The 25,274-nt window shown below is 66.6% G+C and carries 25 protein-coding genes and 1 tRNA gene; 13 read left to right on the top strand and 13 right to left on the bottom strand.

The window, feature by feature from the left end; all coding sequences use genetic code 11:
- Positions 1–30: 30 nt before the first annotated feature.
- From LDO86_RS14755 to LDO86_RS14735, 5 genes are all read left to right on the top strand, one after another.
- Entirely contained in the window at positions 31–1,392 is a 1,362-nt protein-coding gene (locus LDO86_RS14755) for a helix-turn-helix domain-containing protein (protein ID WP_018769030.1), read from the top strand.
- Positions 1,393–1,516: 124 nt separating this feature from the next.
- Positions 1,517–3,040 (top strand): aldehyde dehydrogenase family protein, encoded by a 1,524-nt coding sequence (locus LDO86_RS14750; RefSeq protein ID WP_018769031.1) that lies wholly within the window; start codon positions 1,517–1,519, stop codon positions 3,038–3,040.
- Positions 3,041–3,083: 43 nt separating this feature from the next.
- Positions 3,084–4,106, top strand: a complete 1,023-nt coding sequence (gene adhP / locus LDO86_RS14745) for an alcohol dehydrogenase AdhP (RefSeq protein WP_026265728.1) — start codon at positions 3,084–3,086, stop codon at positions 4,104–4,106.
- Positions 4,106–4,513, top strand: coding sequence for a DUF779 domain-containing protein (locus tag LDO86_RS14740; RefSeq protein WP_026265729.1), 408 nt, complete (start codon positions 4,106–4,108; stop codon positions 4,511–4,513). The genes adhP and LDO86_RS14740 overlap by 1 nt, the downstream gene beginning before the upstream one ends.
- A gap of 176 nt (positions 4,514–4,689) precedes the next feature.
- Positions 4,690–6,252: an amino acid permease gene (locus LDO86_RS14735; protein ID WP_018769034.1), complete on the top strand. Its 1,563-nt coding sequence runs from the start codon at positions 4,690–4,692 to the stop codon at positions 6,250–6,252.
- 76 nt (positions 6,253–6,328) lie between these two features.
- Here LDO86_RS14735 and LDO86_RS14730 read toward each other — a convergent pair whose 3' ends face one another.
- From LDO86_RS14730 to LDO86_RS14720, 3 genes are all read right to left on the bottom strand, one after another.
- The gene (locus tag LDO86_RS14730; protein WP_018769035.1) at positions 6,329–6,964 is read right to left on the bottom strand and encodes a DUF2461 domain-containing protein; all 636 of its coding nucleotides are present in this window, start codon (positions 6,962–6,964) and stop codon (positions 6,329–6,331) included.
- Between the two features lie 137 nt (positions 6,965–7,101).
- Positions 7,102–8,598 (bottom strand): catalase, encoded by a 1,497-nt coding sequence (locus LDO86_RS14725; protein WP_018769036.1) that lies wholly within the window; start codon positions 8,596–8,598, stop codon positions 7,102–7,104.
- A 7-nt stretch (positions 8,599–8,605) separates the two neighbouring features.
- Positions 8,606–9,091, bottom strand: coding sequence for a Fur family transcriptional regulator (locus tag LDO86_RS14720; protein WP_018769037.1), 486 nt, complete (start codon positions 9,089–9,091; stop codon positions 8,606–8,608).
- Between the two features lie 81 nt (positions 9,092–9,172).
- On the opposite strand from LDO86_RS14720, the gene LDO86_RS14715 reads away from it, so the two are divergent.
- Positions 9,173–10,444: an MFS transporter gene (locus LDO86_RS14715; protein WP_026265730.1), complete on the top strand. Its 1,272-nt coding sequence runs from the start codon at positions 9,173–9,175 to the stop codon at positions 10,442–10,444.
- Between the two features lie 29 nt (positions 10,445–10,473).
- Complete coding sequence (gene htpX / locus LDO86_RS14710; RefSeq protein ID WP_018769039.1) at positions 10,474–11,340, top strand: zinc metalloprotease HtpX; 867 nt, start codon at positions 10,474–10,476, stop codon at positions 11,338–11,340.
- 203 nt (positions 11,341–11,543) lie between these two features.
- Here the strand turns inward: htpX and efeB are convergent, their stop codons facing one another.
- From efeB to LDO86_RS14690, 4 genes are all read right to left on the bottom strand, one after another.
- A complete protein-coding gene (gene efeB, locus LDO86_RS14705) occupies positions 11,544–12,785 on the bottom strand; it encodes an iron uptake transporter deferrochelatase/peroxidase subunit (protein WP_231377425.1) in 1,242 nt (413 codons plus the stop codon).
- A gap of 131 nt (positions 12,786–12,916) precedes the next feature.
- On the bottom strand, positions 12,917–14,113 hold the full coding sequence (gene efeO, locus LDO86_RS14700; protein ID WP_018769041.1) for an iron uptake system protein EfeO: 1,197 nt from the start codon (positions 14,111–14,113) through the stop codon (positions 12,917–12,919).
- A 53-nt stretch (positions 14,114–14,166) separates the two neighbouring features.
- The gene (gene efeU / locus LDO86_RS14695) at positions 14,167–15,030 is read right to left on the bottom strand and encodes an iron uptake transporter permease EfeU (RefSeq protein ID WP_018769042.1); all 864 of its coding nucleotides are present in this window, start codon (positions 15,028–15,030) and stop codon (positions 14,167–14,169) included.
- A 288-nt stretch (positions 15,031–15,318) separates the two neighbouring features.
- On the bottom strand, positions 15,319–15,810 hold the full coding sequence (locus tag LDO86_RS14690; RefSeq protein WP_018769043.1) for a YajQ family cyclic di-GMP-binding protein: 492 nt from the start codon (positions 15,808–15,810) through the stop codon (positions 15,319–15,321).
- A gap of 186 nt (positions 15,811–15,996) precedes the next feature.
- Here LDO86_RS14690 and LDO86_RS14685 point away from each other — a divergent pair, with 186 nt between their 5' ends.
- The 3 genes from LDO86_RS14685 to LDO86_RS14675 all read left to right on the top strand — a co-directional run bounded on the left by LDO86_RS14685 (position 15,997) and on the right by LDO86_RS14675 (position 17,115).
- The gene (locus LDO86_RS14685) at positions 15,997–16,254 is read left to right on the top strand and encodes a hypothetical protein (RefSeq protein ID WP_018769044.1); all 258 of its coding nucleotides are present in this window, start codon (positions 15,997–15,999) and stop codon (positions 16,252–16,254) included.
- Positions 16,255–16,420: 166 nt separating this feature from the next.
- Positions 16,421–16,502 (top strand) — tRNA-Tyr (locus LDO86_RS14680).
- Positions 16,503–16,689: 187 nt separating this feature from the next.
- The gene (locus LDO86_RS14675; protein WP_018769045.1) at positions 16,690–17,115 is read left to right on the top strand and encodes a CBS domain-containing protein; all 426 of its coding nucleotides are present in this window, start codon (positions 16,690–16,692) and stop codon (positions 17,113–17,115) included.
- A gap of 104 nt (positions 17,116–17,219) precedes the next feature.
- Here LDO86_RS14675 and LDO86_RS14670 read toward each other — a convergent pair whose 3' ends face one another.
- Positions 17,220–18,239, bottom strand: a complete 1,020-nt coding sequence (locus LDO86_RS14670; protein ID WP_018769046.1) for a LysM peptidoglycan-binding domain-containing protein — start codon at positions 18,237–18,239, stop codon at positions 17,220–17,222.
- Positions 18,240–18,640: 401 nt separating this feature from the next.
- Positions 18,641–19,375, bottom strand: coding sequence for an ion channel (locus tag LDO86_RS14665; protein WP_018769047.1), 735 nt, complete (start codon positions 19,373–19,375; stop codon positions 18,641–18,643).
- Positions 19,376–19,446: 71 nt separating this feature from the next.
- On the opposite strand from LDO86_RS14665, the gene LDO86_RS14660 reads away from it, so the two are divergent.
- The gene (locus LDO86_RS14660) at positions 19,447–20,001 is read left to right on the top strand and encodes an acyl-CoA thioesterase (RefSeq protein ID WP_018769048.1); all 555 of its coding nucleotides are present in this window, start codon (positions 19,447–19,449) and stop codon (positions 19,999–20,001) included.
- A 92-nt stretch (positions 20,002–20,093) separates the two neighbouring features.
- Positions 20,094–20,531 carry a thioredoxin gene (trxA, locus tag LDO86_RS14655; RefSeq protein WP_018769049.1) on the top strand — a complete coding sequence of 146 codons (438 nt, stop codon included), beginning with the start codon at positions 20,094–20,096 and terminating at the stop codon, positions 20,529–20,531.
- A 67-nt stretch (positions 20,532–20,598) separates the two neighbouring features.
- On the opposite strand, the gene LDO86_RS14650 is transcribed toward trxA, so the two are convergent.
- Positions 20,599–20,877: an antibiotic biosynthesis monooxygenase gene (locus LDO86_RS14650; protein WP_018769050.1), complete on the bottom strand. Its 279-nt coding sequence runs from the start codon at positions 20,875–20,877 to the stop codon at positions 20,599–20,601.
- Positions 20,878–20,980: 103 nt separating this feature from the next.
- On the opposite strand from LDO86_RS14650, the gene LDO86_RS14645 reads away from it, so the two are divergent.
- Entirely contained in the window at positions 20,981–22,657 is a 1,677-nt protein-coding gene (locus LDO86_RS14645; protein WP_018769051.1) for an AMP-binding protein, read from the top strand.
- Here the strand turns inward: LDO86_RS14645 and LDO86_RS14640 are convergent, their stop codons facing one another.
- From LDO86_RS14640 to LDO86_RS14630, 3 genes are all read right to left on the bottom strand, one after another.
- Positions 22,658–22,975: a hypothetical protein gene (locus LDO86_RS14640; protein ID WP_018769052.1), complete on the bottom strand. Its 318-nt coding sequence runs from the start codon at positions 22,973–22,975 to the stop codon at positions 22,658–22,660.
- A 137-nt stretch (positions 22,976–23,112) separates the two neighbouring features.
- Complete coding sequence (locus tag LDO86_RS14635; protein ID WP_018769053.1) at positions 23,113–24,606, bottom strand: hypothetical protein; 1,494 nt, start codon at positions 24,604–24,606, stop codon at positions 23,113–23,115.
- Positions 24,607–24,675: 69 nt separating this feature from the next.
- A complete protein-coding gene (locus LDO86_RS14630; protein ID WP_018769054.1) occupies positions 24,676–25,269 on the bottom strand; it encodes a hypothetical protein in 594 nt (197 codons plus the stop codon).
- Positions 25,270–25,274: the final 5 nt, after the last annotated feature.

Here is a 25,274-nt window from a genome sequence, read left to right as displayed (position 1 = left end):
CGCCAGAAGCCTGCACTTTCCGGGAGTTTGATGACGAACCTGCTCCAGCCTGAACCGCGACAGCGCGCCGCGCTGGCAGGTCACGAGCGCCTGGACGGTGCCATTCCAGAGATGCCGGGCCTGGGCGATGCCACGCCCGAAATCCCCGGCCTGCGCAAACTCATCAGGGAATCGTGGCTACGGTCCGCCGGCTTCAAAGCCAATCCTGACAATGCGGCCGCGCCGCTTGCCTTCGACTGGGACGAGCTGGAGGACTACCGCCGGCAGCACCCCCTTGCAGCGATCATGCCGGTCATCAACAAACTCCTGGTCCAGCCCAGCCATGACAGCGGCCTCCTGGTGGCCGTAGGCGATGAGGTGGGCAGGCTCCTGTGGGTGGACGGCGACCCCACGCTCCAGCGCCGCGCCGAAGGCATGATGTTCGTCCCCGGTGCCGACTGGTCCGAGGCCAGTGTTGGCACCAGTGCCCCGGGAACGGCCCTGGCCCTGGGCAAGGGGATCCAGATCGCCGGCGCCGAGCACTACCAGCGGGCCGTCCATCCCTGGAGCTGCACCGCCGTCCCCTTCCACGACCCCGATTCAGGCGCCGTGCTGGGCGTCGTGGACATCACCGGGACAGCCACCGCGGTGGCGCCGCATACGCTGTCGCTGGTGGAGGCCACCGTGGCGGCCGCGCAGGCGCAGCTGCGGGTGGAGCGCCTGCAGCGCGCGGCGGAGCTGGCCAGGAAGCCCGTACGACGGCGGTCCCCGGCGTCCGCCGCCAGGCAGGGCCAGGGTGCCAAGGAAGGCAGCCTCTACCGGAACAGCCTGCAGCTGCTGGGCCGCGACCAGGCGCTGCTCAGCCTGGGCGGCAGGACGGTTTCGCTGTCCGCCCGGCACAGCGAGATCCTGGCCCTGCTCAGCACCCACCCGGACGGGCTCACCGCGGAGGAACTCAGCGCCCTGCTGTATCCCGGGGACGGCCCTACCATGACGCTGCGCGCCGAGATGGTCCGCCTGCGCAAGGTCATCCAACAGCTTTCCCCGGACGCTGTTCCCGGCTCGCGCCCCTACCGGCTGCCTGTCGACCTGGTGCCGGACACCGGCCAGGTGCTTAGTTGCCTGCAGCGCGGTGCACACCGGATTGCCCTGGAGATTTACCGTGGCGGCGTGCTCCCGCGCTCCGAGGCGCCCGGCATCATCGAGCTGAGGAACAGGGTCTCGTCCCTGCTCCGGGAGGCCGTCCTCACGGATGGAAGTGCCGAGTCCCTGCTCAAGTACGCCGCGCTTCCCGAGGCAAGTGACGACGTCGGAATCCGCCGCGCCGCGCTCCGCCTCCTGCCGCCGCGCTCACCCAAGCGGGCCGCCGTCGTGGCCGACCTGGAACGGCTGGAAGCCGAACTGCGCGCCTGACAACGCCCCCCTGTGACACCGGCCACAGGCCTGCAACCTGGCTGCAACCTGCCAACTCCTACGCTGTCTCCAACGGCGAACGGCCCCTGGGGCCCGCCTTCTGCACAGCAAAGGAGCTAAGCACATGACCGTTTACGCACAGCCGGGAACCGACGGTTCGAAGGTCACCTTCAAGGACCGGTACGAAAACTGGATCGGCGGGGAATGGGTGGCCCCCGTGAAGGGGCAATACTTCGACAACATCACTCCGGTGACGGGCAAGGCGTTCTGCCAGGTGGCCCGCGGCACGGCCGAAGACATCGAACTGGCGCTGGACGCGGCGCACAAGGCGGCACCGTCCTGGGGAAAGACCTCAGCAGCGGAACGTGCCGCAATCCTGAACAGGATCGCCGACCGCATCGACGAAAACCTGGAAATGCTCGCCGTCGCCGAAACCTGGGACAACGGCAAGCCGGTCCGGGAGACCCTGAACGCGGACCTGCCGCTGGCGGCGGACCACTTCCGCTACTTCGCCTCAGCCGTCCGTGCCCAGGAAGGCAGCCTCTCCCAGCTGGACGAGAACACCACCGCATACCACTTCCACGAACCGCTCGGCGTGGTGGGCCAGATCATTCCCTGGAACTTCCCCATCCTCATGGCCGTCTGGAAGCTGGCACCCGCGCTCGCCGCCGGAAACACGGTGGTGCTCAAGCCCGCCGAACAGACGCCAAGCTCCATCCTGGTGCTGGTGGAACTCATCGGGGACCTGCTGCCCGCCGGCGTGCTGAACGTGGTCAACGGCTTCGGCGTGGAGGCCGGCAAGCCGCTGGCCTCCAGCTCCCGGATCCGGAAGATCGCGTTCACCGGCGAGACCACCACCGGCCGGCTGATCAGCCAGTACGCCAGCCAGAACCTCATCCCCGTCACCCTGGAACTGGGCGGCAAGAGCCCCAACATCTTCTTCAACGACGTTGCCCAGGAGAACGACGCGTTCTACGACAAGGCCCAGGAAGGTTTCGCGCTGTTCGCCTTCAACCAGGGCGAAGTCTGCACCTGCCCGTCCCGGGCGCTGGTCCAGGAGGACATCTACGACTCCTTCATGGCGGACGCCGTGGCCCGGGTGGAAAAGATGGTCCAGGGCAACCCGCTGGACACCGATACGCAGGTTGGTGCACAGGCCTCCAACGACCAGTTGGAGAAGATCCTGTCCTACATTGACATCGGAAAGCAGGAAGGCGCCAGGATCCTCACCGGCGGCGCCCGCGCCGAACTCCCGGGCGATTTGGCGGGTGGCTTCTACGTCCAGCCCACCGTGTTTGAGGGCCACAACCGGATGCGGATCTTCCAGGAGGAGATCTTCGGGCCCGTGGTGGCGGTGACCAAGTTCAGCGACTACAACGACGCCATGGGCATCGCCAACGACACCCTCTACGGGCTGGGCGCCGGTGTCTGGTCCCGCAACGGCAACGTGGCCTACCGCGCCGGCCGGGAAATCCAGGCCGGCCGTGTCTGGGTCAACAACTACCACGCCTACCCGGCGGGTGCCGCCTTCGGTGGCTACAAGTCCTCGGGCATCGGCCGTGAAAACCACGCCATGATGCTGGACCACTACCAGCAGACCAAGAACCTGCTGGTCAGCTACGACGAAAACAAGCTGGGCTTCTTCTAGGCCAGCACTACCCCCCCGCCACAACGACGCAAGGATTTCGCCAATGACGACGACAATGCAAGCAGCAGTAGTAACCAAATTCGGTGCCGACCTGTCCGTCCAGGACGTCGCCATGCCGGTACCCGGGCCCGGCCAGGCACTGGTCAAAGTCTTGACCACCGGCGTATGCCACACCGACCTCCACGCAGCAGAAGGGGACTGGCCGGTCAAACCCGCCCCGCCGTTCGTTCCCGGCCACGAGGGCGTGGGGGAGGTGGTGGCACTGGGTGAAGGCGTCACCGACCTCCGCATCGGAGACGTGGTGGGCAACGCCTGGCTGTGGTCCGCCTGCGGTGACTGCCAGTACTGCCGCACCGGCTGGGAGACCCTCTGCGAGGCCCAGCAGAACGGCGGCTACACGGTGGACGGGTCCTTCGGGGAGTACATGCTCGTGGACTCACGCTTCGCGGCGCGCATACCGGCGGGATCCGACCCCGTCGAGGTGGCGCCGGTACTCTGTGCCGGCGTCACCGTCTACAAGGGCCTGAAGATGACCGAGACCCGGCCGGGGCAGTGGGTCACCATCTCCGGCATCGGAGGGCTGGGGCACATCGCCGTCCAGTACGCCGTCGCCATGGGCCTGCGGGTGGCCGCCGTGGACGTCGCGGACGACAAGTTGGCCCTGGCCAGGACCCACGGAGCGGAAGTGACCGTCAACGCGCTGCATGAAGATCCGGTAGAGGTGATCCAGCGTGAAACAGGAGGGTGCCATGGGGTGCTGGTTACGGCGGTGCATCCGTCAGCATTCGGACAGGCCATTGGCATGGCCCGCAGGGGCGGCACCATCGTGTTCAATGGACTGCCTCCGGGGGACTTTCCGGCGCCGATCTTCGACATCGTGCTCAAGGGGCTGACGGTCCGCGGTTCCATCGTCGGAACCCGGCAGGACCTTGAGGAAGCGCTGGATTTCTACGCCAGGGGAAAGATCCGCCCCACAGTGTCCGTCCGGGAGCTCTCCGAGGTCAACGCCGTCTTCGATGAGATGAAGCACGCCAAGATCGACGGCCGCGTGGTGCTGAGGTTCTGATGCCGGACCACGGGATGGACGCCGCCGTGACGCTGCCCGGGGAAGACTTTTCCCGGGTGGCGCTCACGCCGGCGGCCGTGGACCTGCTGCGGATGCTCTGGGACCGGCACGGACCGCTCATGTTCCACCAGTCCGGAGGCTGCTGCGACGGGTCCTCACCCATGTGTTACCCGGCAGGGGACTTCATCACGGGGGACTCGGACGTCCTGCTGGGGCTGTTCGACCTGTCCGACGGCCTGCAGCCACTTCCGCTGGAGTTCTGGATGTCCCGGGAACAGTTCAATTACTGGAGCCACACCCACCTGACCGTGGACGTTGTACCGGGCCGGGGGAGCGGCTTTTCGGTGGAAGCGCCGGAGGGCAAACGCTTCCTGATCCGGTCAACGCTGATGGACTGGCCTGCCTAGCAAGTTCGACGCTTTACGCCTCGGGGCTCTCCATTAGGAGGGCCCCGAGTGCGTTGGCGGAAGAATATTCGGCGCAGAGGCCGTCTCACTATTCGGGACGATTGGGGCCGTCCAGTGGATGGACACTATCGTTGATAGGTCTGTTTCCATCACAAACCAGGATTGTGACCCCCCTTATGAATCTTCTGCGGACAAAATCCATCGAGCAGTCGATTGCCGACGCCGATGAGCCAGGGCGCAAACTCAAGCGTTCCCTCAGCACCTGGGACCTCATGATCATGGGCGTCGCCGTTGCTGTGGGCGCCGGTATCTTCTCGGTGGGCGCCAAGGCCGCTGCCAACTTCGCGGGCCCCGCCGTCACCGTCTCCTTCGCCATCGCCGCCGTCACGTGCGCGCTGGCCATCATGTGCTACGCCGAGTTCGCCACCGCCATCCCCGTGGCCGGATCGGCCTACGTCTTCACCTACGCCACCATGGGCGAACTCCTTGCCTGGATCATCGGCTGGAACCTGATCCTCGAGCTGTTCACGGCCGCCGCCGTCATCGCCAAGTACTGGGGCATCTACCTCAGCAAGGTGTTTGCCCTCACGGGCCTCGACATCCCGCCGGCCCTCTCGCTGGGCGGCGTGGACCTCTACTGGGGCGCCTTCCTGATCGTGGCCATCTTCACCGTGCTGCTGGTGCTGGGCACCAAGCTGTCCGCCCGCGTGGGAAACATCTTCACCCTGATCAAGATCGGCGTGGTGCTGTTCGTGATCGTGGTGGGCTTCACCTACGTGAAGCTGGAGAACTACAGCCCGTTCGTTCCCGCCGCCCAGCCCACGGCAGGCACCGGCGCCGCGGACGTCCTGAAGCAGTCCTTCTTCGGCTTCCTGACCGGTGCCGCGCCCGCCCAGTACGGCACCATGGGCATCTTCGCCGGGGCCGCACTGGTGTTCTTCGCCTTCATCGGATTCGACGTGGTGGCCACCTCCGCCGAGGAAGTCAAGAACCCGCAGAAGACGCTGCCCCGCGGCATCTTTGGCGGCCTGGCCCTGGTGACGCTGCTCTACATCCTCGTGTCCCTGGCCCTGACCGGCATGGTGTCCTACACCCAGCTGGCCGAGGCCAAGAGCCCCACCCTCACCACTGCCTTCGAGGCCGTGGGCGACACGTCCGCTGCCAAGGTCATCGCCTTCGGTTCCCTGGTGGGCCTGACCACCGTGATCATGGTGCTCCTCATGGGCCTGTCCCGCGTGGTGCTGGCCATGAGCCGCGACGGACTGCTGCCCCGGTCGCTGTCCAAGACCAGCGACAAGCGTTCCACCCCGGCGCGCCTCCAGATCATCTGCGGCGCCGCAGTTGCCCTGGTGGCAGGCCTGACCAACGTGGACCTGCTCGAGGAAATGATCAACATCGGCACGCTGTCCGCGTTCGTGGTGGTCAGCCTGGGCATCCTGGTGCTCCGCAGGAAGCGCCCGGACTTGAAGCCCGCCTTCCGCGTCCCGTTCGGCAAGGTACTGCCGGTTGTCTCCGCGGTGCTGTGCCTGTACCTGATGACCAACCTCGCCGTGGAGACCTGGATCTTCTTTGCCGTCTGGCTGGTCATTGGCCTGGCGATCTACTTCGCGTACGGACAGCGGCACTCCCGGCTCAACGAGCGCTTCGCCGAGGCCAACGCCAGCGTCAACGGCGCCGCGGGTTCCGCTGCAGCCCCCGCCGCCGAACGGGACGACGAGGATGAGCTGAGCCGCACCTGACGGCCCGCGACCACTCCTCCTGAACTGCCCGCCCGGCCTGTGCCGGGCGGGCAGCCGCATTTCCGGCAGCCGCGTTTCAGGGCGCCGCGTACCGGCCCACCCATTCCACGAGCGGCCGGAGCTGCCGCCACCGTTCCGCGATCCGCTCCTTCGCTGCGGGTGTGGAGACCCACTCCGGCCGGCCCACCTCGACTCCGGCGGAGAGCGATTTGTGCTTGAGCAGTTCGGCGCGGGGATGGTCTTTGTCGAATCCCCGCGGGACGGTTTTCAGCGTCTCGCCCTCGATGGCAAAACCGGCGCCGGCCACGGCATCAACAATGTCCTGCAGGGCGGCGCCGCTGGCGGAAGCGTCGGCGGCCGCGCGGAACCGTGCCAGCTGGGCGGGAGTGTGGGAGTGGTAGCCCCCACCGATCAACAGCCCGTCAGCATTGATTTGGAGATAGAAACCCACGCCTTCCTGGCGCGCAGCGAATGCTCCCTGGGCAGTTTTGTAGGGCGACTTGTCCAGTGAGAAGCGGACGTCGCGGTTGGGGCGGAAAAGCTTGGCCGGTCCGAACTCGGGTTCCAGCTCGGAGAGCAGGAGGGTGAGTGGTGCCTTGACTGATTCCTCGTACGTTGCCTTGTGTGCCAGCCACCAGTCGCGGTTGTTGTTGTCCTCCAGCTGTGCGTAGAAGCGGAAAGCTTCGACGGGGATGCCTGCGAAAGTGTTCATCTACGGAGCGTAGGGCTGCCGCCCGCAACCAGCCAGGTCTACGCCGCCGTATGTGCAAAAGCGGCCCGACTGCAGAACACCCCGCCACGGAGGCCCGTGACGGGGTGTTCTTTCGGTTCAGCCGGCAGGAAGCCTGGTCAGCCGATCTTGTTGGCGGACTCTGCATCCGAGGCCGGAGCGGAGGGGGCATCCCCTGCGCCGAGGTTGGCGCGCAGCTTGGCGCCGAGTTCGGCATCAACGTTGGTCCAGTACTGGATGGCGCGTTCCTTGATGCCCGGGCTCTGGACGCCGCCCACGGCACCGGTGATGGTCTCCAGGAAGCGGGCCTTTGCTGCCTCGTCGTAGACCTCGCGGTACAGCGCGCCGGCCTGGACGAAGTCGCTGTCCTCGGCGTGGAGGGAGTGCGCGGCAAGGGTCAGCTCGCCGTCGTTCTCCCAGCCGCCGGCCGGGTTCTGCGGCTCAACGGCAGCCGGGCCGCCCACGGAGTTGGGTGCGTAGACCGGAACGGAGGGGGCGTTGAACAGGTAACGTCCGGCACCGTCCTGGCTGTAGTTGTTGACCTGGTTCTTGGGCTGGTTCACCGGGATCTGCGCGTGGTTGGTGCCCACGCGGTAGCGGTGTGCGTCCGCGTAGGAGAAGATGCGGGCCTGCAGCATCTTGTCCGGCGAGGCGGCGATGCCCGGCACGAAGTTCGACGGCGCGAAGGTGGCCTGCTCGATCTGCGCGAAGTAGTTCTCCGGGTTCCGGTTCAGCTCCATGGTGCCCACCTTGATCAGCGGGTAGTCGCCGTGCGGCCACACCTTGGTCAGGTCGAACGGGTTGAAGCGGTAGGTCTTGGCATCCTCGTACGGCATGACCTGCACGTGCAGGTCCCAGGACGGGAAGTTGCCCGCGGCGATGTTCTCGGACAGGTCGCGGATGTAGAAGTCCGCGTCAGAGCCGGCCAGCTGTTCGGCCTGCTCGGAGCTCATGGAGTTCACGCCCTGGTTGGACTTGAAGTGGTACTTGACCCAGAAGCGCTCACCGGCTTCGTTAATCCACTGGTAGGTGTGCGAGCCGTAGCCCTGCATTTCGCGCCAGGAGGCCGGCAGGCCGCGGTCACCCATGAGCCAGGTGACCTGGTGGGCGGACTCGGGGGACAGGGTCCAGAAGTCCCACTGCATGTCGGCGTCGCGGAGGTGCGTGCCCGGCAGGCGCTTCTGGGAGTGGATGAAGTCCGGGAATTTGATGCCGTCGCGGATGAAGAAGACGGGGGTGTTGTTGCCCACGAGGTCGTAGTTGCCCTCGGTGGTGTAGAACTTCACGGCGAAACCGCGGGGGTCGCGCCAGGTGTCCGGGGAGCCGTTCTCGCCCGCGACGGAGGAGAAGCGGATCAGCATCTCGGTCTCGACGCCGGGCTGCAGGAACGCGGCCTTGGTGTACTTGGAGATGTCTTCGGTGGTCTTGAACGTGCCGAATGCGCCGCCGCCCTTGGCGTGCACTACGCGCTCCGGAACCCGCTCGCGGTTGAACTGCGCGAGCTTTTCAACGAGGTAGTGGTCGGTCAGGATGATGGCACCATCGGCACCAACTGACTTCGAGTGAGCGTCGGATGTAACCGGCGCGCCTGACTGGGTTGTGGAAACGGCAGTCATTGTTCTCCTATTTCTCTTTTTCTTGCGAGGGACTGTGGGGAGGAAGTTGCTGGGCCTGCTGGCATTCCTGGCAGATGCCCTGGTACATGACGTCCGCGATCTGGATGGTCATGGGCTTGGCGTCCGGGTTCCAGTGCGGCGTGAGGCAGGGGGCGTGGCCGACGGCGCAGTCCACGTCCTCCACCCGGCCGCAGCTGATGCAGATGGCGTGGTGGTGGTTGTCGCCCACACGCGTCTCATACAGGGCAGGGGAGTGCGGCGGCTCGAAGCGGCGCAGCATGTGCAGGTCCGTCAGGTCGCCGAGGACTACATAGACGGACTGGGCCGTCAGTTCGGGCAGCTCGGCCCGGGCGGCGGCAAGGATGCTTTCGGCAGGCGAGTGGGGGTGGCGTTCGACGGCGGCAAGGACGGCCAGCCGCTGCTTGGTCACCCTGCGGCCGTGGGCGCGCAGGGCTGCAGCCCACGCTTCCTGGCCGTCAAAGTGCTCCATCATGGCTCCATTGAAACACTTATTTTTAGCAACTCACAATAAGGCGTGGCTTACCTTCCCGTGTCGCCCGCTAGTGTTACGGGGGTGGGGAAACTGCTTGCCGATGTCACACCGCTCAGGGAAAGCCCGGCATTCCGCCGGTTGTGGCTCGGATCGGCGGTGTCCGCCGTCGGCAGCCAGCTCACCCTGGTGGCAGTGAGCCTCGAGGTGTACCGCCTGACGCAGGACAGCTTCTACGTGGGCCTGCTGGGCATCTTCGCGCTGGTTCCCCTCGTGATCGGTGGCCTGATGGGCGGCTCCATCGCCGACGCCCACGACCGCAGGCGGATTGCCCTGCTGGCCACCACCGTGCTCTGGCTGACCACCGGCCTGATCGCACTGCAGGCCTGGGTGCAGCTCGGCAACGTGTGGGTGCTGTACCTGCTGGTGGCACTGCAAAGCGGGGCCCAGGCCATCAACCAGCCGGCACGCAGCGCCATCATCCCCACGCTCATCCGCAAGGAACTCCTGCCGGCCGCCAACGCGCTGAGCATGCTGACCCTGGGCCTTGCCATGACCGCGGGGCCGCTGCTGGCCGGCCTCCTGGTGGCGTGGCTCGGGTTCGGCTGGACCTACACCATCGACTTCGTGAGCTTTGCCTTCGTCCTATGGGCTGTCTACCGGCTGCCACCCATGCCGCCCACCGGTGGACACAGCAAGGCGGGGATCCGCTCCGTCATCGAGGGGTTCCGGTTCCTTGGCACGCGGCCCAACCTCCGCATGACCTTCATCATCGACCTCATCGCCATGGTCCTTGCCCAGCCGCGGGCGCTGCTGCCCGCAGTCGCGGCCCTCATGATCGGCGGCGGCGAGGCAACCGTGGGCATCCTGCTGGCCTGCACCGCCGTCGGGGCCTTCCTGGCCGGCTTGTTCTCCGGTCCGCTGGGCAGCGTGCGCCGCCAGGGGACCGCCGTCGTCGTTTCGGTGATGGGCTGGGGCGCGTCCATCGGGGCGTTCGGCCTGGTGGTGCTGCTGGCCGGTCCCGCGCCGGCCGGGGCGGTGACCCTGTGGCTCCTGCCCGCCGCCGTCTGCTGTGTCCTTGCAGGCATTGCCGACTCCATCAGCAGCGTCTACCGCAACACCATCCTGCAGGCCGCGGCCCCTGACCACCTCCGCGGCCGGCTGCAGGGCGTGTTCATCGTGGTGGTGGCCGGCGGCCCTCGAATCGGGGACCTGCTGGCGGGTGGCGCGACTAAGATTTTGAATGAGGGCTGGGTCCTGCTGCTCGGCGGTGCGCTGTGTATTGCGGGGGCCTTGCTGGCGGCGAAACTGCAGCCGGGCTTCCGGACGTACGATGCGCGGAACCCGGTTCCCTAGCCGGCCGTTCCTTTTAACGAGGAGGAAACGTGCATAACCATCACAACGGACTGAAGACCGCGGCACTGTTCGGGGTGCTGTGGGCGGTGCTGCTGGGCCTTGGCGGGCTCATCGGCGTGGGGACACGCAGCTCGGCCCCCATCTGGATCATGGCCCTGATCGGCGTCGGCACCACCTTCTACGGGTACTGGAACAGCGACAAGATTGCCATCCGGGCCATGCAGGCCATCCCGGTCTCCGAAGCCCAGGCGCCGCAGCTCTACCAGATTGTCCGCGAGCTTTCGATGCGCGCCAACCAGCCCATGCCGCGCATCTATGTGTCGCCCACCATGAACCCCAACGCGTTCGCCACCGGACGCAATCCGCAAAATGCCGCGGTCTGCTGCACCGAGGGCATCCTCCAGCTCCTGGACGCCCGTGAACTCCGCGGCGTCCTGGGACACGAACTGATGCACGTCTACAACCGGGACATCCTCACCTCATCCGTGGCTGCCGCCGTCGCGGGCGTCATCACGTCCGTGGGGCAGATGCTGCTGTTCTTTGGCGGCGGTGACCGGCGCAACGCCAACCCCCTGGCCATGATCGCCATGGCACTGCTGGCGCCGTTCGCGGCGTCGCTGATCCAGATGGCCATCTCCCGCACCAGGGAGTACGACGCCGACGAGGACGGTTCGCAGCTCACGGGCGATCCGCTGGCGCTCGCCTCGGCACTGGCCAAGATCGAACGCGGCGTCACCATCGCGCCCCTGCCGCAGGACCAGCGGCTGGTCAACGCCTCCCACCTCATGATCGCCAACCCCTTCCGCGGCGGCGCCATGAACAAGCTGTTCGCCACCCACCCGCCCATGCGGGACCGGATCGCCCGGCTGGAGCGGATGGCCGGCCGGCAGACGTAGCCGGTTGCCCGCCGTCGGACCTGTCTGCCGACGCCCTGCCTTCAGCAGCGACCTGCGCCTTCGCCGGCGACGCGCACCTTCATTTTCGCTGCGCAGATTCCTTGGCGCCTCTGGTATTTCGGGTGCGCCAAGGAACCTGCGCAGCGGTTAGCCTTTGGCGCGTCGGGAACGACGGCGGGGCGGGGCCGGCATGGGCGGTCCCGCTACGCGAAGAGGCCTTCGCCGATGAAGCCGCCGGGCTTCACCCCGCCCGGCACCGCGAAAAGTCCGGAGCCCGTGTGCTTCAGGTACTCCACCGCCAGGGTGTCGCCCTTGGCCATCGCCATCTGCATGGGGACATAGTGGGTCCGTGGATCGGTGACGAACGCAATGAAGAACAGCCCGGCGTCCAGGTGCCCCAGGCCGTCGGAACCGTCGGTGTAGTTGTAGCCCCGGCGCAGCATCCGCACGCCGCTGTTCTGGCTGGGATGTGCCATCCGCATGTGGGAATCGAGGGGGATCAGGGGTTTTCCGCCCTTGCCCTGCCGCGCGAAATCGGGCTCGGTGAACTCCCCGCCGCCGGACAGGGGTGCACCCGTTCCCTTGGTCCGGCCGATCAGGCCTTCCTGTTCGCCCAGGGACGTGCGGTCCCAGATCTCGATGTGCATGCGGATCCGGCGGGCCACCAGGTAGCTGCCGCCTGTCATCCAGGCATCCTGGGGCCGGGCGGCCGCTGCCCACACATGCTGGTCCAGCAGTTGCTGGTCCTCCACCTTCAGGTTGTTGGTGCCGTCCTTGAACCCGAAGAGGTTCCGCGGGGTCTCCTGCGTGCGGGACGTGGACGATGTCCGGCCGAAGCCCAGCTGGGACCACCTGACCCGCACCTTGCCGAAGCCGATCCGTGCCAGGTTTCGGATGGCGTGCACCGCCACCTGGGGGTCGTCCGCGCAGGCCTGCACCACCAGGTCGCCGCCGCTGCGGGCGGGGTCCAGGTCCTCGCCGGGGAAGTGCGGCAGGTCGGCCAGGGCCTCGGGCCGGCGTCCTTCCAGTCCGAAGCGGGCCACGCCGTCCTTTTCGAACAGGCCGGCGCCGAAGCCGAAGGTCAGGGTCAGCTTTCCCGCGTTGAGGTCCAGCGCCTCGCCGGTGTCCTCCGGAGGGGCACCATAGGGTCCGTCCACGGCGCCGGTTGCGCCCGCAGGGCGGCCCTCGGTCAGTGCTTCCGCAGCCCGCGTCCAGTCCTTGAGCAGCTGGACCAGTTCCTCACGCTTCGTCGTGGTGACGTCGAACGCGGCCATGTGCAGGCGGTCCTGGGCGGGGGTGGTAATGCCGGCCTGGTGGTGGCCGTGGAAGGGGACCACCGGGCTGTCGGCGGCCGGCGGCGCGGCAGAGGCGGCCACGGCGTCGTGCCCCAGGAAGCCTGCGGCGAGCCCCGCTGCCGCACCGCCCAGTCCGGCGATGCCAAACAGGCCGCGCCTGCTTAGGCGGGCTCCCGCCGTCGGCTGTTCCCGGTCCCCGCCATCCTGCGCCGCCCCAGGTGAAGCGGCAGGTTCATCCGGCGCGGAGGCCTCCGGCGGCCGGCCGCCAAAGGGGCAGCCGGTCACAGGACCACCGCCGCCGTCAGCCGGGACAGCGGTTCGCCGAGCGCGTCAACCAGTGACGCCAGCCGCTGGACCTGCTCAGGGGCCAGCTTGTCGTAGGAGGCGAAGCCAGTGCCCTGGGCGTGCGTGGCCAGCTCCGCCTGCAGTGCGGCGAATTTCTCATCCAGGGAGGAGGCCAGGGCAGCGTCCTTCCGAAGCAAAGCAGGCTTCAGGCTTTCGAAGGCGATGCGGGCGCCGTCGACGTTCGCCTGGAAGTCCCAAAGATCCGTGTGCGACCAGATCTCCTCCTCCCCGGTCACCTTTCCGGTGGCAACCTCGTCCAGCAGTTCCTTGGCGCCGTTGCCCAGCATGTCCGCGGAAATCTCCAGGGTGCGGGTGCGCTCCACCAGGTCCTTGGTGTCGGCCACCATCCGGTCTGCGATCGAGGACCGTTCCGCTGCCGTCAACGCCGTGTAGTCCGCCGGCGGGAACAGGTCCTTCTCGGCACGGTGCCAGCCGGTCCACTCCTGGCCCGGTTCGAGATCGGCTTCACGGGCATCAAGTTGCGGGTCCAGGTCCCCAAAGGACTCGGCCACGGGCTCGATCCGTTCCCAGTGCTGGCGCGTTGCCGCGTACAGGGAGCGCGCCTCCTCCGCGTTGCCGGCCGCGAAGGCGGCGGCGAACTGCTGGGTGCCGGTGAGCAGCTGCTCGCTCTGGTCCTTGACGTAGGAGGCGTACTGCCCGGTGGCGGTGTCCAGGAGGTGCTGGAAGTCCGTGTCGGCCGACGGCTGGTTTCCGGACTGGGTGACTTCCAGGGCGCCCCTGATCCCGTCGCCTTCCATGCCCGGCTTGCAGGCTGTCGTGTAGGTGCCTGCCGGGGCGGTGACCACCAGGTTGCGGGTCAGGCCGGGGCCGATGTTCTCCACCTCGCCCAGGATGCGCAGCCCGTCCGCTGCCAGCAGGTAGAACTCGGTGACCTCCGTGCCCTCGTTCTTCACGGAGAAGCTGAGGTTTCCGCTGGGCACGCTGCCGGCCGAGACCTTGCACTCGGTATTTGAGCTGACAACCTCGATGGCGCCACCCGAGGTGTCCGCTGCCTTGGTGTTGTCCGTGCAGCCGGTGAGGAGCAGAGGGACGGCCACGACGGCGGCAGCAAGGGCGGCGGGCTTGTTTCGGAAGACGTACCGGGGTGTTTTGGGCAGGGTGAAGCCGGGCATTGGGTTGTCCTTTGGGTGCGGGTGCGGAGGTCTTTTGGCGGTCAAGCAGTCGGTCAGGCAGCGGCCGGGGCTTTGGCGGCGTGGTTGTTGCCGGCCATGGTCCTGCCTGGCGGCACCGACGTGAAGTGCGTGCGCAGGTAGAGGAACAGCACGGGCAGTACGTACACAAGCCACGCCGCGGCTTCCAGCCAGGTGGTAGCCGGGGAGAAGTTCAGGGTGCCCTTGAGCAGGGTGCCGTACCAGGACGACAGCGGTACCGTGGCGCTGATATCGAACGCCAGGGAGTGCAGGCCCGGAAGGAGCCGGGCCTCCTGAAGATCATGGACGCCGTAGGACAGCACGCCGCCGGCGATGACGATCAGGGCGGCGCCGGTCCAGGTGAAAAAGCGGGAGAGATTGACCTTCAGGACGCCGCGGTGCAGCAGGTAGCCCAGGCCGGCCGCGGTTGCCAGGCCAAGCAGGGCGCCCAGCAGTGGCTGGGTGGTCTCACCGGTGGCCTTGGCCGCCGCCCACAGGAAGAGGGCCGTTTCCAGGCCTTCCCGTCCCACGGCGATGGCTGCCACCACGGCCAGGCCCCAACCGGCCCCGCCTGCGGACCGGTCAACGCGCGACTTCAGGTCGCTGCCGAGTGTCCGCGCGGTGCGGGCCATCCAGAAGACCATCCAGGTGACCAGGCCGACGGCGAGGATGGACAGGCTGCCGCCAATCGCCTCCTGCGCCTCAAACGTGAGGCCCTTGGGGCCGAAGGTCAGGAGGGCCCCGAACCCGACGGAGACAGCCACGGCCGCCGCAACGCCTGTCCACAGCCGGGGGATGAGGTGGCGGCGGTCCGTCTTGGCGAGGTAGGCCATGAGGAGGACCACCACCAGGGTGGCTTCGAGTCCTTCGCGCAGGCCGATCAGGTAGTTGGCAGTCATGGAGGTTCTTTCGCTCAGGTAAGCCTTACTTAGGCAGGCCTAAGGATGAGATTACCCGGCGCCGGCAATTACGCAAACTAAACGTGCTGTAATTTCGTGTTCGTTACGCATGGCGGGGCCGCAGCGGAATCGGCGACCGGCTCCGCCGCCCGCGACACGCAAAGCCGCCCGCGACACGCAAAGCCGTCCGCGATACGCAAAAAGGCCGGCGCCCCCCGTATATCGGGTGCGCCGGCCGTTAGGCGTAGCGGAGGAAATTATCCGCGTCGAATTCGACGGCGGGGAAGGCTAGCTGCGGAAGTTCACAAACTGCAGGTCGGCTTCCTCGAAGTCCTTCAGCAGCGCCATGGTGGCCTGCAAGTCATCGCGGGACTTGGAGGAGACCCGCAGTTCGTCGCCCTGGATCTGGGACTTCACCGATTTGGGCGCCTCGTCCCGGATCAGCTTGTTGATCTTCTTGGCCAGGTCCTGCGCAATGCCTTCCTTGATGGAGGCTTCCAGGCGGAACTCCTTGCCGGATGCGTAGGGCTCGCCGGTATCCAGCGACTTCAGTGAGATTCCGCGGCGGATCAGCTTGGACTGCAGTACGTCCAGGACCGCCAGGACGCGTTCCTCGGAGTTGGCCTTCATGAGGATCTTCTCGCCGCTGAAGTCCACCTCGGCCCCGACGCCCTTGAAGTCGTAGCGCTGGGCGAGTTCCTTCTGGGCCTGGTTGAGCGCGTTGGCCACTTCCTGCTTGTCCACTTTGCTTACGACGTCGAACGTTGACTCGCCTGCCATGACTCTCCTTTGTTGATGGGGCGCCCCGCGCGGAACAGGGCCAGGATCACTGGAATCCAGCCTAGTACGGATGCCCGGACCGGTGGGGGCCGCGGATTCACAGTTCCCTCTCAGCGGACGCACCGGGGGAACGAAGGCGCGCTGGCGAGAGTTGGAGCAGTTGTACTGAAGTTCGAGAGGAACACCATGCACCGCAAGGCCGCCCGTTATGTCACCCGGACCACATCAGCAGCAGCGGGGGCGGTGGCCACGGCGGCGACCTCGGTGGCGGCGGCAGCGCTGGCAGCCTCCATCATCTTCAGCCCGGTGGCCGACGCCTCCTCCCGCATGGACGGGGTACGGGCGGACCTTCAGCGGGCCGTGCAGCTGAACCAGATCACCGAGGAGCAGGCCCTGAGCTTCGAGGCCAAGCTGGCCGGACGCATCCTGGGCCAGGAGGCATAAAACAGCGGTTTTCCGGCGCTGTTCCGCGGCTTTTGGGGCTGCCCGGGGCTCGATTCGATTCTTCGGCGGAAGTTCTGTAAAGTTGTCTTGCCCGCGGTTACTGAAGCGGAACGGACGGAAACGGACGCTCCGAACACTGCATCAGCGGGTACTTCTTTTGAAGTTCGGCAGATTACCCGAGCGGCCAAAGGGGGCTGACTGTAAATCAGCTGGCAACGCCTACGGGGGTTCGAATCCCTCATCTGCCACCCAAGGAAAGCCTCCGGAACCACCAGGTTCCGGGGGCTTTTTCGTGTCTCCAGGCAGGGCCGGAGGCCGCCTGGAAACGGTGCCAAACCGTCGTCGACACCATGGGGGTGCGGGCGTAGTCTGACAGAATCGGCGCACGTGCCCCGATGCCCTGCGTCGATAAATCCATCGATGAAGGAGGATTCAATGAGTGCTGTACGTGAATTCATGACCACGGATGCGCGATGTATCCGTGAAGGCGAGTCCCTTGTGGACGCCGCCCGGATGATGCAGGACCTGGACTGCGGCGCCCTCCCCATCTGCGGGGATGACGGCAAGTTGAAGGGCATGATCACCGACCGCGACATTGTGCTCAAGTGCGTCGCCGCCGGCCGTGACCCGGGCCAGATGATGGCCCGCGACCTCGCCTCCGGCAAGCCCTACTGCGTCGACGCCGACGCCAACGTCGATGCAGCCATCGACATGATGGAAAAGCACCAGGTCCGCAGGCTCCCGGTGATCTCCGACCACAAACTGGTGGGCATCATCAGCCAGGGCGACATTGCGCGCAACTACTCCGAACAGCGCGTAGGCGAACTGGTGGAGCACATCTCGGAGCGCCACGGGATATAGCGCCGGCAATGCGGCATGGCCTTGTCCGCGGATCCAAGCCGTAAAGGTTCGGACCCGCGGACAAGCTTTTGATAACCCGGCTCAGCTCCCGGGTTCACGTGCCTTCAGTTCAGTGCGATCAGCAGCATCTGGCTTGTGCCCGGGATGCAGGTCTGCAGGATCGCCCGGGGGAAACCGCCGAACACCGCAATCACGTCGTTGGTGGTTCCGGGATTGGGGACCGTCCCGCGCCCCGTTACCGTGAAGGTTCCATAGCCCGGGATGCTCACCGTCTCACCCACGCTGATCCCGGAGAACCGGGCCCAGCCGCCGCAGAAATCATGCTCGGTGATGAACAGCGAATAGCCGTCATTGGGGGTGAAGTGGATGGGCCCGATGCAGGCGTCCACCATGGACTGGCCGCCGGAGCCGGCAACGTAAATGGTCCGGATTGCAGGCGCTGCGGGGACGGGAGCCGGAGCAGGTGCCGGTGCGGCCGCTGGAGCCGGGGCCGCGGCCGGGGCCGCGGCCGGAGCCGCGGCCGGAGCCGGGGCGGGTGCGGCCACTGCGATGGCCGGACCGGTCAGCAGGAGCGTCTGGCCAGGGTAGATGATGCTGTAGGCGCTGAGCCCGTTGGCCGCGAGCATGGCGTTCATGTCCACGCCATGGCCGGCAGCAATCGCGCCCACGGTGTCGCCCGGGACCACGGTGTACACGTTGGGGTCACCGGCAGGCGCGGGGGCCGGTGCGGGCGCAGGTTCCGGCGCAGGTTCGGCTGCTGCCGGTGCGGGGGCAGGCGCCGGGTCGGCGGCCGGCGCAGCAGCCTGTGCCGCCACCGCCGATGCCGCACCCGGATCGCTTTGTCCGGATGCCACGGCGTCCGTGGCTGTTTCGGCTGCGGCGCTTGGCGACGGTGGTGAGGCGGCCTCTGCCACCTGGGCCGCCGCCGTCGTGCTTCCGCCGAGGGTAGCGGGCGGCGCTGCCATGGCGCCCACGCCTACCGCGGCCACAACGGCCGCCGTGGCCATGCCGGCCCATAACCTGTTGCTGATGACCGGCCGGCCGGTGTTGAGGTCAGTCCGTGGTTCGTCGGTGGCGAAGCTTCTGCTGGTGCCCTCGGGGGAGGGAATGAAAGGCTGTTTCATGGAGTTGGCCCATCTGGGTTCGGTCCAGCCAGGTTGTGCTGCTGCACACCGGTGCGCCGGACGGATGGCGAAGTCATTGCACCGCCGGCCCCGGCAGTTGCCGGAGCCGCAGGCGGCACAGGGTGGAGGCATCCGCATACCCAGAAAATGCGGAACTCCGCGTGAAGGCAGGAACGTCCGGAAGCCACCCGGGGGACCTGCCAGTGCGTGTTGGTCCTAGGAATCCCGAGTCTAGGAATCGCCCCAAGGCCGGGGCACCAGTAGGAATTACCCGAGTTTTCGGGGCCGGTACCCGCCCGCGGCAGCGAAGCTACTCAGCATCCGGAAGCCCAATACTTGCCACCGGCCGTGACCTGGAGGGCGCAGGCCAACCACCAAACGGAATCTCTCAATCCCCGCTTCTACGGCGTCCGGCGTTCCCGCAGCTCGGCGATTTCCCGGCGCAATGAGGCAATCTCGGCCACCAGTTCCGTCACTTCAACCCGCAGCGGCTCTTCCACGGCCTCCGCCACCGTTTCCGCTGTATCCTCAACCCGCTGGACGAGCCAGGAGGCAATGGACGCCGTCACGACACCCAGCACGGCGATGCCGCTCATCATCAGCGCCGTGGCCACCAGCCGGCCGATGGGCGTCACCGGGTACATGTCCCCATAGCCCACCGTGGTGATGGTTGCGGTGGCCCACCACAGGGCATCGCCGAACGTGGTGATCTTGGCGTCCGGCGCCCATTGTTCGACGTCCAGCACAGCCAGCGCACCGACAAAAACCAGCAGCGCCGCGGACCCCGCCACATACGTGACCACGCGGCCGCGCAGCGTTTCGCCCACGGTACGGTGCAGGACGGACAACAATGTGACCAGGCGCAGCAGGCGCAGCGGCCGGAAGAACGGCAAGGCCACGATCACCAGCTCGTGCAGGTTCCGGATGAACCACTGCCGCCGGTCAGCCGAGAGCCACAGGTTTGCAGAGTAGTCCAGGACGAAGACGAACCAGGTCACCCACATGACCGCCTCAAGCCAGTCCGCCCCACTGCCCTCGACCCTGCCGATGACCTGCCAGGCGTACGCGCCGAGAAATACCAGTGCCGTCGCCATCAGGGGCCACTCCGCCAGGGCCCGGTAGCGTTGCTGCGTCATGCAGAAAATCCTAAGGGGATGGACCGCGGCACAGCAGGCCAAAAGATGTTACCGGCGGGTAACATTGAGGCATGCACCTGCTCCTGAGAACACTGCTTCTGCTTTTCCGGTCGAAACGGCGGCCGCCGCTCGCCGTATGGGAACCGGCATCCTTGCCATTGCGCGTCCTGCCCACGGACATCGACATCGCCATGCACGTCAACAACGGCATGTACCTGTCCCTGATGGACCTGGGCCGGTTCGACCTCATGGTGCGCAGCGGCGTCTGGAAGCGGATGCGCCGCCGCGGCTGGAGCCCGGTGGTGTCGGCGGAAACCATCTCCTTCCGCAAATCCCTGCAGCTGTGGCAGGACTACGCCATCGAGACCCGCATCATCGGGCTGGACACCAAGGCGATCTTCTTCGAGCAGCGCATGGTGGCCGACGGCGAGATTTACGCACGTGCCTACATCGCCACCCGGCTGGTCACCAAGACCGGCCCGGTCAGCCAGGAGGAGATCATCGCGGAGTTCGGGACACCGCCCGGGGACCTGGTGCTGCCCGAGTGGATCCATGAGTGGCGCGCCTCCAGCGCCCTGCCCGGCAGCCGCACGCCTTCCCCGCACCTGTGGGATGCCAACCGCTGAACCCCCGTGCCGGCGTCGTCCTTCCCCTATTCCCGATGACGCGGGGAGCGAACACGGGCGACAGCCGGGGCCCCGGCGCGTAGCGTGGACACATGGCTACCCTCGACATCACAGGTGAACAGTTCGCATCCACGATCGAAGGCAACGACATTGTCCTGGTCGATTTCTGGGCAGAATGGTGCGGCCCCTGCAAGCAGTTCGGCCCCACCTACGCAGCAGTTTCCGAGAAGCACCCTGACGTCGTGTTCACCAAAGTGGACACCGAAGCAGAGCAGCAGCTGGCGGCGGAGGCAGGCATCACCTCCATCCCCACCCTGATGGCCTTCCGTGAAAAGGTGCTGGTGTTCTCGCAGCCCGGCGCCCTGAACGCCCAGCAGCTGGAACAGGTGGTGGACGCGGTGAAGGCACTGGACATGGACGAGGTCCACGCCCACGTGGCCCGCCAGCGGGAAGAAGCGGCAGCGGCGGCCAGCCAGCCTGCCGGCCCCCGGGACGGTACGCAGGACGGCACCCAGATCCCCGACTTCTAAGACTCTGACAGCACAAAAAATGCGGGACCTCCCACTGGAGGTCCCGCATTTTTGCGTTCAGGCTGCGTCAGACGCGTTCCAGCTTGACCGGTTCGGCCAGCAACGCGCTCAGCGACTCGTTCAGGTCCTGCACAGCGGTGCCCTTGGAGTGCTTGTCCAGGTCCTCCTCGGACGCCCACTGTTCGGTCAGGACCAGCTTCTCCTCCGTGGCTTCGGTCAGCTCGTAGCGGATGCAGCCTGGCTCGTTCACCACCTCATCGATCGCGATTTCCAGGGCCAGCTTGACGCGGAAGAACTCGCCGTCGTTGGGAATGAACGTTGCTATCAGGTCAATGGGTGCACTCATGCGTTTCACAATACCGGGGCTGCAGGTGGCGCCCCGTTGTGTTGCGCCCGTTTCCCCGCCTGTCTTCCTTCTCCTGCAGGGATCCTGTTGGTAGCGTGCCATCATGCGTGCTTATACAGCCGGGGACACTGACGTCCCGCTCCTGGAGGAAACCATCGGCGCGAACTTCGAGCGCGTGGCCGCCCAGTTCCCCCTCCATGACGCCTTGATTGAGGCCGCACCGGTGCCGGGCGCCGATGCCCGCCGCTGGAGCTACACAAAGATGAACGACGACGTCGACCGGCTGGCGCGTGCGCTCCTCGCCCTGGGCATCGCCAAGGGGGAGCGGGTGGGCATCTGGAGCCCCAACTGCGCCGAATGGACGCTGCTGCAGTACGCCACCGCCAAGGCCGGCGCCATCCTGGTCAACGTCAACCCGGCCTACCGCAGCCATGAACTGGAATTCGTGGTCAAGCAGAACGGCATGCGCATGCTGTTCACGGCGCCGTCGGACAACAACAGCGACTACGTGGCCATGGCGCGGCAGGCCCTGCTGACTTGCCCGGACCTGCGGGAGCTGGTCTTCCTGCCGGACCACGGCCTGGATGGGCTGACGGCCGGGAGCCCCCAAAGCGATGCCGAACTGACGTACGCCGAACTGCTCAAGCGGGCGGACGACGTGAGTCACGCTGCCCTGAAGGCCCGCATGGCCGAACTCCACCCGCACGATCCCATCAACCTGCAGTACACGTCCGGCACCACGGGCTTTCCCAAAGGCGCCACGCTCACGCACCACAACATCCTGAACAACGGCTACGCCATCGGTGAGCTGCTGGGCTACACGGACCATGACCGGGTGGTCATCCCGGTGCCCTTCTACCACTGCTTCGGGATGGTGATCGGCAACCTCAATGCGCTCAGCCACGGCGCCGCCACCATCATCCCTGGCCGCGGCTTCTCGCCGGCGGCCGCACTTGAGGCAGTGCAGGACTTCGCCGGAACATCCCTCTATGGGGTTCCCACCATGTTCATCGCCGAGCTCGCGCTGCCGGACTTCGCCTCCTATGACCTGTCCACGCTCCGCACGGGGGTGATGGCCGGTTCGCTGTGCCCCATCGAGGTGATGAACCGGGTGATCTCGGAAATGAACATGGTGGATGTGGCCATCTGCTACGGCATGACCGAGACCTCGCCCGTGTCCACGATGACCCGCAAGGGGGACACCCTCCAGCAGCGCACCGAGACCGTGGGCAGGACCATGCCGCAACTCGAGAGCCGGATCGTTGACCCTGCCACGGGGGAGGAACTGGAGCGCGGGCAGATCGGTGAGCTCTGCACCCGCGGCTACGCGGTGATGGCCGGGTACTGGAACCAGCCTGACAAGACGGCCGAAGCCATCGACGCCGACGGGTGGATGCACACCGGCGACCTCGCCCGGATGGACGACGACGGGTACGTGGTGGTGGAGGGCCGGATCAAGGACATGGTGATCCGGGGCGGGGAGAACATCTACCCCCGGGAAATCGAGGAGTTCCTGTACACGCACCCTGCCATCCAGGACGTCCAGGTGATTGGGGTTCCTGATCCCACATATGGGGAGGAGCTGATGGCCTGCATAATCCTCAAGCCGGGCGCGGAACGGCTGGACGCCGCAGCGGTGGCCGAGTACTGCCGGGGGAGGCTGGCCCACTACAAGATCCCGCGCTACGTGGAGGTGCGCGAGAGTTTCCCCATGACGGTCTCAGGGAAGGTCCGCAAGGTCCAGATGCGCGAGGAAGCGGTGGCCCGGCTGCGGCTCTGACTAGCGGGGCTGCTGCACCAGGTCGAATCGGACTTCGCCCTCGCAGATCGAGGTGATCCGGATGGTGTAGCCGTCAAATGTGGCTTCCTGCCCGAGTGCCAACCCCGGAAAGTCTTTCGATGCCGGGCTGCTGACCTCGAACAAGGCTACCGACAGGTCCACCGTCGGCGGGTCATTCTTCAGGTGTGTGCTGGACAGTCGCACGAGCGGTGTGGCATCCGAGCCCCGCGGGGAATCCGGCAGAAGCGGAAAAGAGCCATTTGCAGACGGGATGATCCGGTAAATTCCAGTGTTGGTGCAGCTTGCCGTTGACGTCATGGCTGGCTCCTTTGATGCTTGGGGTGAGTGCTGTTGGGACGGCTCTGCGGAGGGGGAGCAGCCGCTCAGAGAGAGTGCCAGAGGCAAAACCGTGCAAGCGAGAATGCGGCCACGAAGCCGCAGGGCTGGACGCGGCATCAGCCCGCCACCGTGGCATCGCTGAAGAGCTTGGTGAATTCGTCCTGCGAGATGTACATGCGCGGCTCGGAGGGGCCCCATGGGTTTTGAAGGATGATGTTCCCCCGCTCGTCAACTCCGGTAACGAAATAGGCGTGGCCGGCATGGTATCCGTTGGGCGCCTCCTCCGGCGTTTCACCCAGTGTTGTGACCAAGGCCGGACGTCCCCGGCCGGCCGCCTCCCACAGCTTCCCGGCGTCGTCGGTGCGTTCCACGTCCGGTCCTGCCAAAAACTGGAATGCGTCGGGACCCCAGTTGCCTTCAATGGCGCGGTAGTTGCCTGGCGGATACGCCTGGTCCGGGGGCGCCCCTTCCGCTGTCCCGTCGTTTCTGTCGTCCTCGGTGTAAACCTGTGCCAGCGCTTTCTCGACATAGGCAGGCCAGTTGCCGCCAAACCCTGCTTTGGCTCCCATCTGTGCGCCCTTGCTGTTTGCCGGCAGGTCCGAGGTGACGGTGACCCACTGCTCCTCTCCGTTCTTGTCGAACAGCAGGACGGAAACCGTGCCGTTGCCGTTGTCCGTTACGTGCTCGCGGGCCCAACCCGAATCGGCATTGATCATGGCCCCGGCGGCGGCCAAAACCACGCAATCCCCGTACTGCCCCTGCCTGATGTCGTCAGTGCCCGGGCGTTGTCCGACCACCGGCCACTTGGGTTCCATCCACCGGTTCGTGCTGCTGGCGTCAGGGCCATCAGGCCTCGCTGCATCTCCCATGGCCTGCCCGTCCAGCTGGGCCCACGGGATGAGGTCCTTCAGGCGCCCCACCTGCTCTGCTGACGCCTTGGACAGGAGCTGGTCCAGCAGTTGCTGACGTTCGAAAGGCGTGGTTCCCTCCCAGTTGAACAGTCCCTTGCCGTCGGTCGCCGCGCCGCTGCCCAGGCTTCGGAGCTCATCATCGGTTAACGACTCCAGCAACTGGTTCAGCTGGGCAGGTTTGAGCCCGGTCAAGGCGTCGCGGAGCTTGTTGACGTCCGAATCGTTGCCCACAAAGAAGTTGTCGCCCGACGCAGCGTCCCTGACCAGGCCCTGTAGCCTGTCCAGTTCGGGCGCGGCAAGGTTCGCTTCGCCGCGGTCGGGGTGGCGCGCCACAGAATGCTCCCCGCCGGTCAGGTAATCGGACGTCGCATCCCCGGCGGCCTTGCCGGGAGGGCCCCCGGCCGTACTGGTCCGGCCTGACGCGCCACCGGCGCCGCTGGCGCGTTCCTGCTCGTCCGCGTGCTGTGCGGCTGCCTTCCCTGCGTCCGCAAGGGCCTCAATGACGCGGCCCAGCAGGAGGCTGTGCGTGCCATTCCAGTCGTTCCGGAACCTCTCGGCGTCGGCCCCTTTCCAGGTGCCCGGCTCGCCCATGTTCCTCGACAGCGCCGTGGCAGTGGACATCAAGCGCGCGGAAGAGGCGGTAAGGGCCTTTCCCAGGGCGCGAAGTTGGGCGACGTCCGCCCCATAAATGCCTGCCATTATTCCCCCAAATATCCAGGCTCAAGCTTACGCGAGGCGCGCCGCCGGAGGCATGGGGAGAACTGCCCGCTAGCTACTGCGGCCGGTTGGGCGGCGGGATAGCCGTAGCGCCACAACGGCCACGACGGCGCCCGCCGCCAGTGCGACCAAGGCCAGGACCGCTGCCCCGTTCCTTCCGGCCATGGGGGCCTGTCGCGTCCTGCCGCCGGTGACCTCGTTGGCGGGAATGTGCCACTCGGACGGGGCCGGAAGGATCCCCTGCGGCAGTTGGGTCTCGCGCAGTTTCCGTCGGGCGGCCAGCCGCTCCCGCACCGTCTCATCGGGGGCAGCCTCCAGATCGTCGGCGGCGATGGCTGTTGGGTAGTCGATGATGTAGGGCTCACCGTAGAACGCCGACGACGCCACGGACTCCACCCAGGTGAACGGTGGTGGGGCAACGTCCCGCGCGGTGAACGCGGTCAGCAGCATCTCCCGGATTTCCTCAAGGCTCTTGCCCGTGGCCCCGCGGCGAGTCACGTCGAAGATGGCCAGTTGCAGCTTCAATTTGGCATCCCCGTCAGGATCGTGCGCCTCCGGGTCCACCACCGCGGGGTCTTGCCCGGTTGGATCCACGTCCAGGGGTTCCCCGCCGGCGTAGTTGGTGCGTCCAGGATCGGAGCTCATGGATT

Origin of the sequence: Arthrobacter sp. StoSoilB19, assembly GCF_019977275.1 — a bacterium.
In the GTDB taxonomy this organism is placed as follows: domain Bacteria; phylum Actinomycetota; class Actinomycetes; order Actinomycetales; family Micrococcaceae; genus Arthrobacter.
Note: the sequence above shows the minus strand (reverse complement) of the source record. Positions and strands in the feature narration are given on the sequence as shown.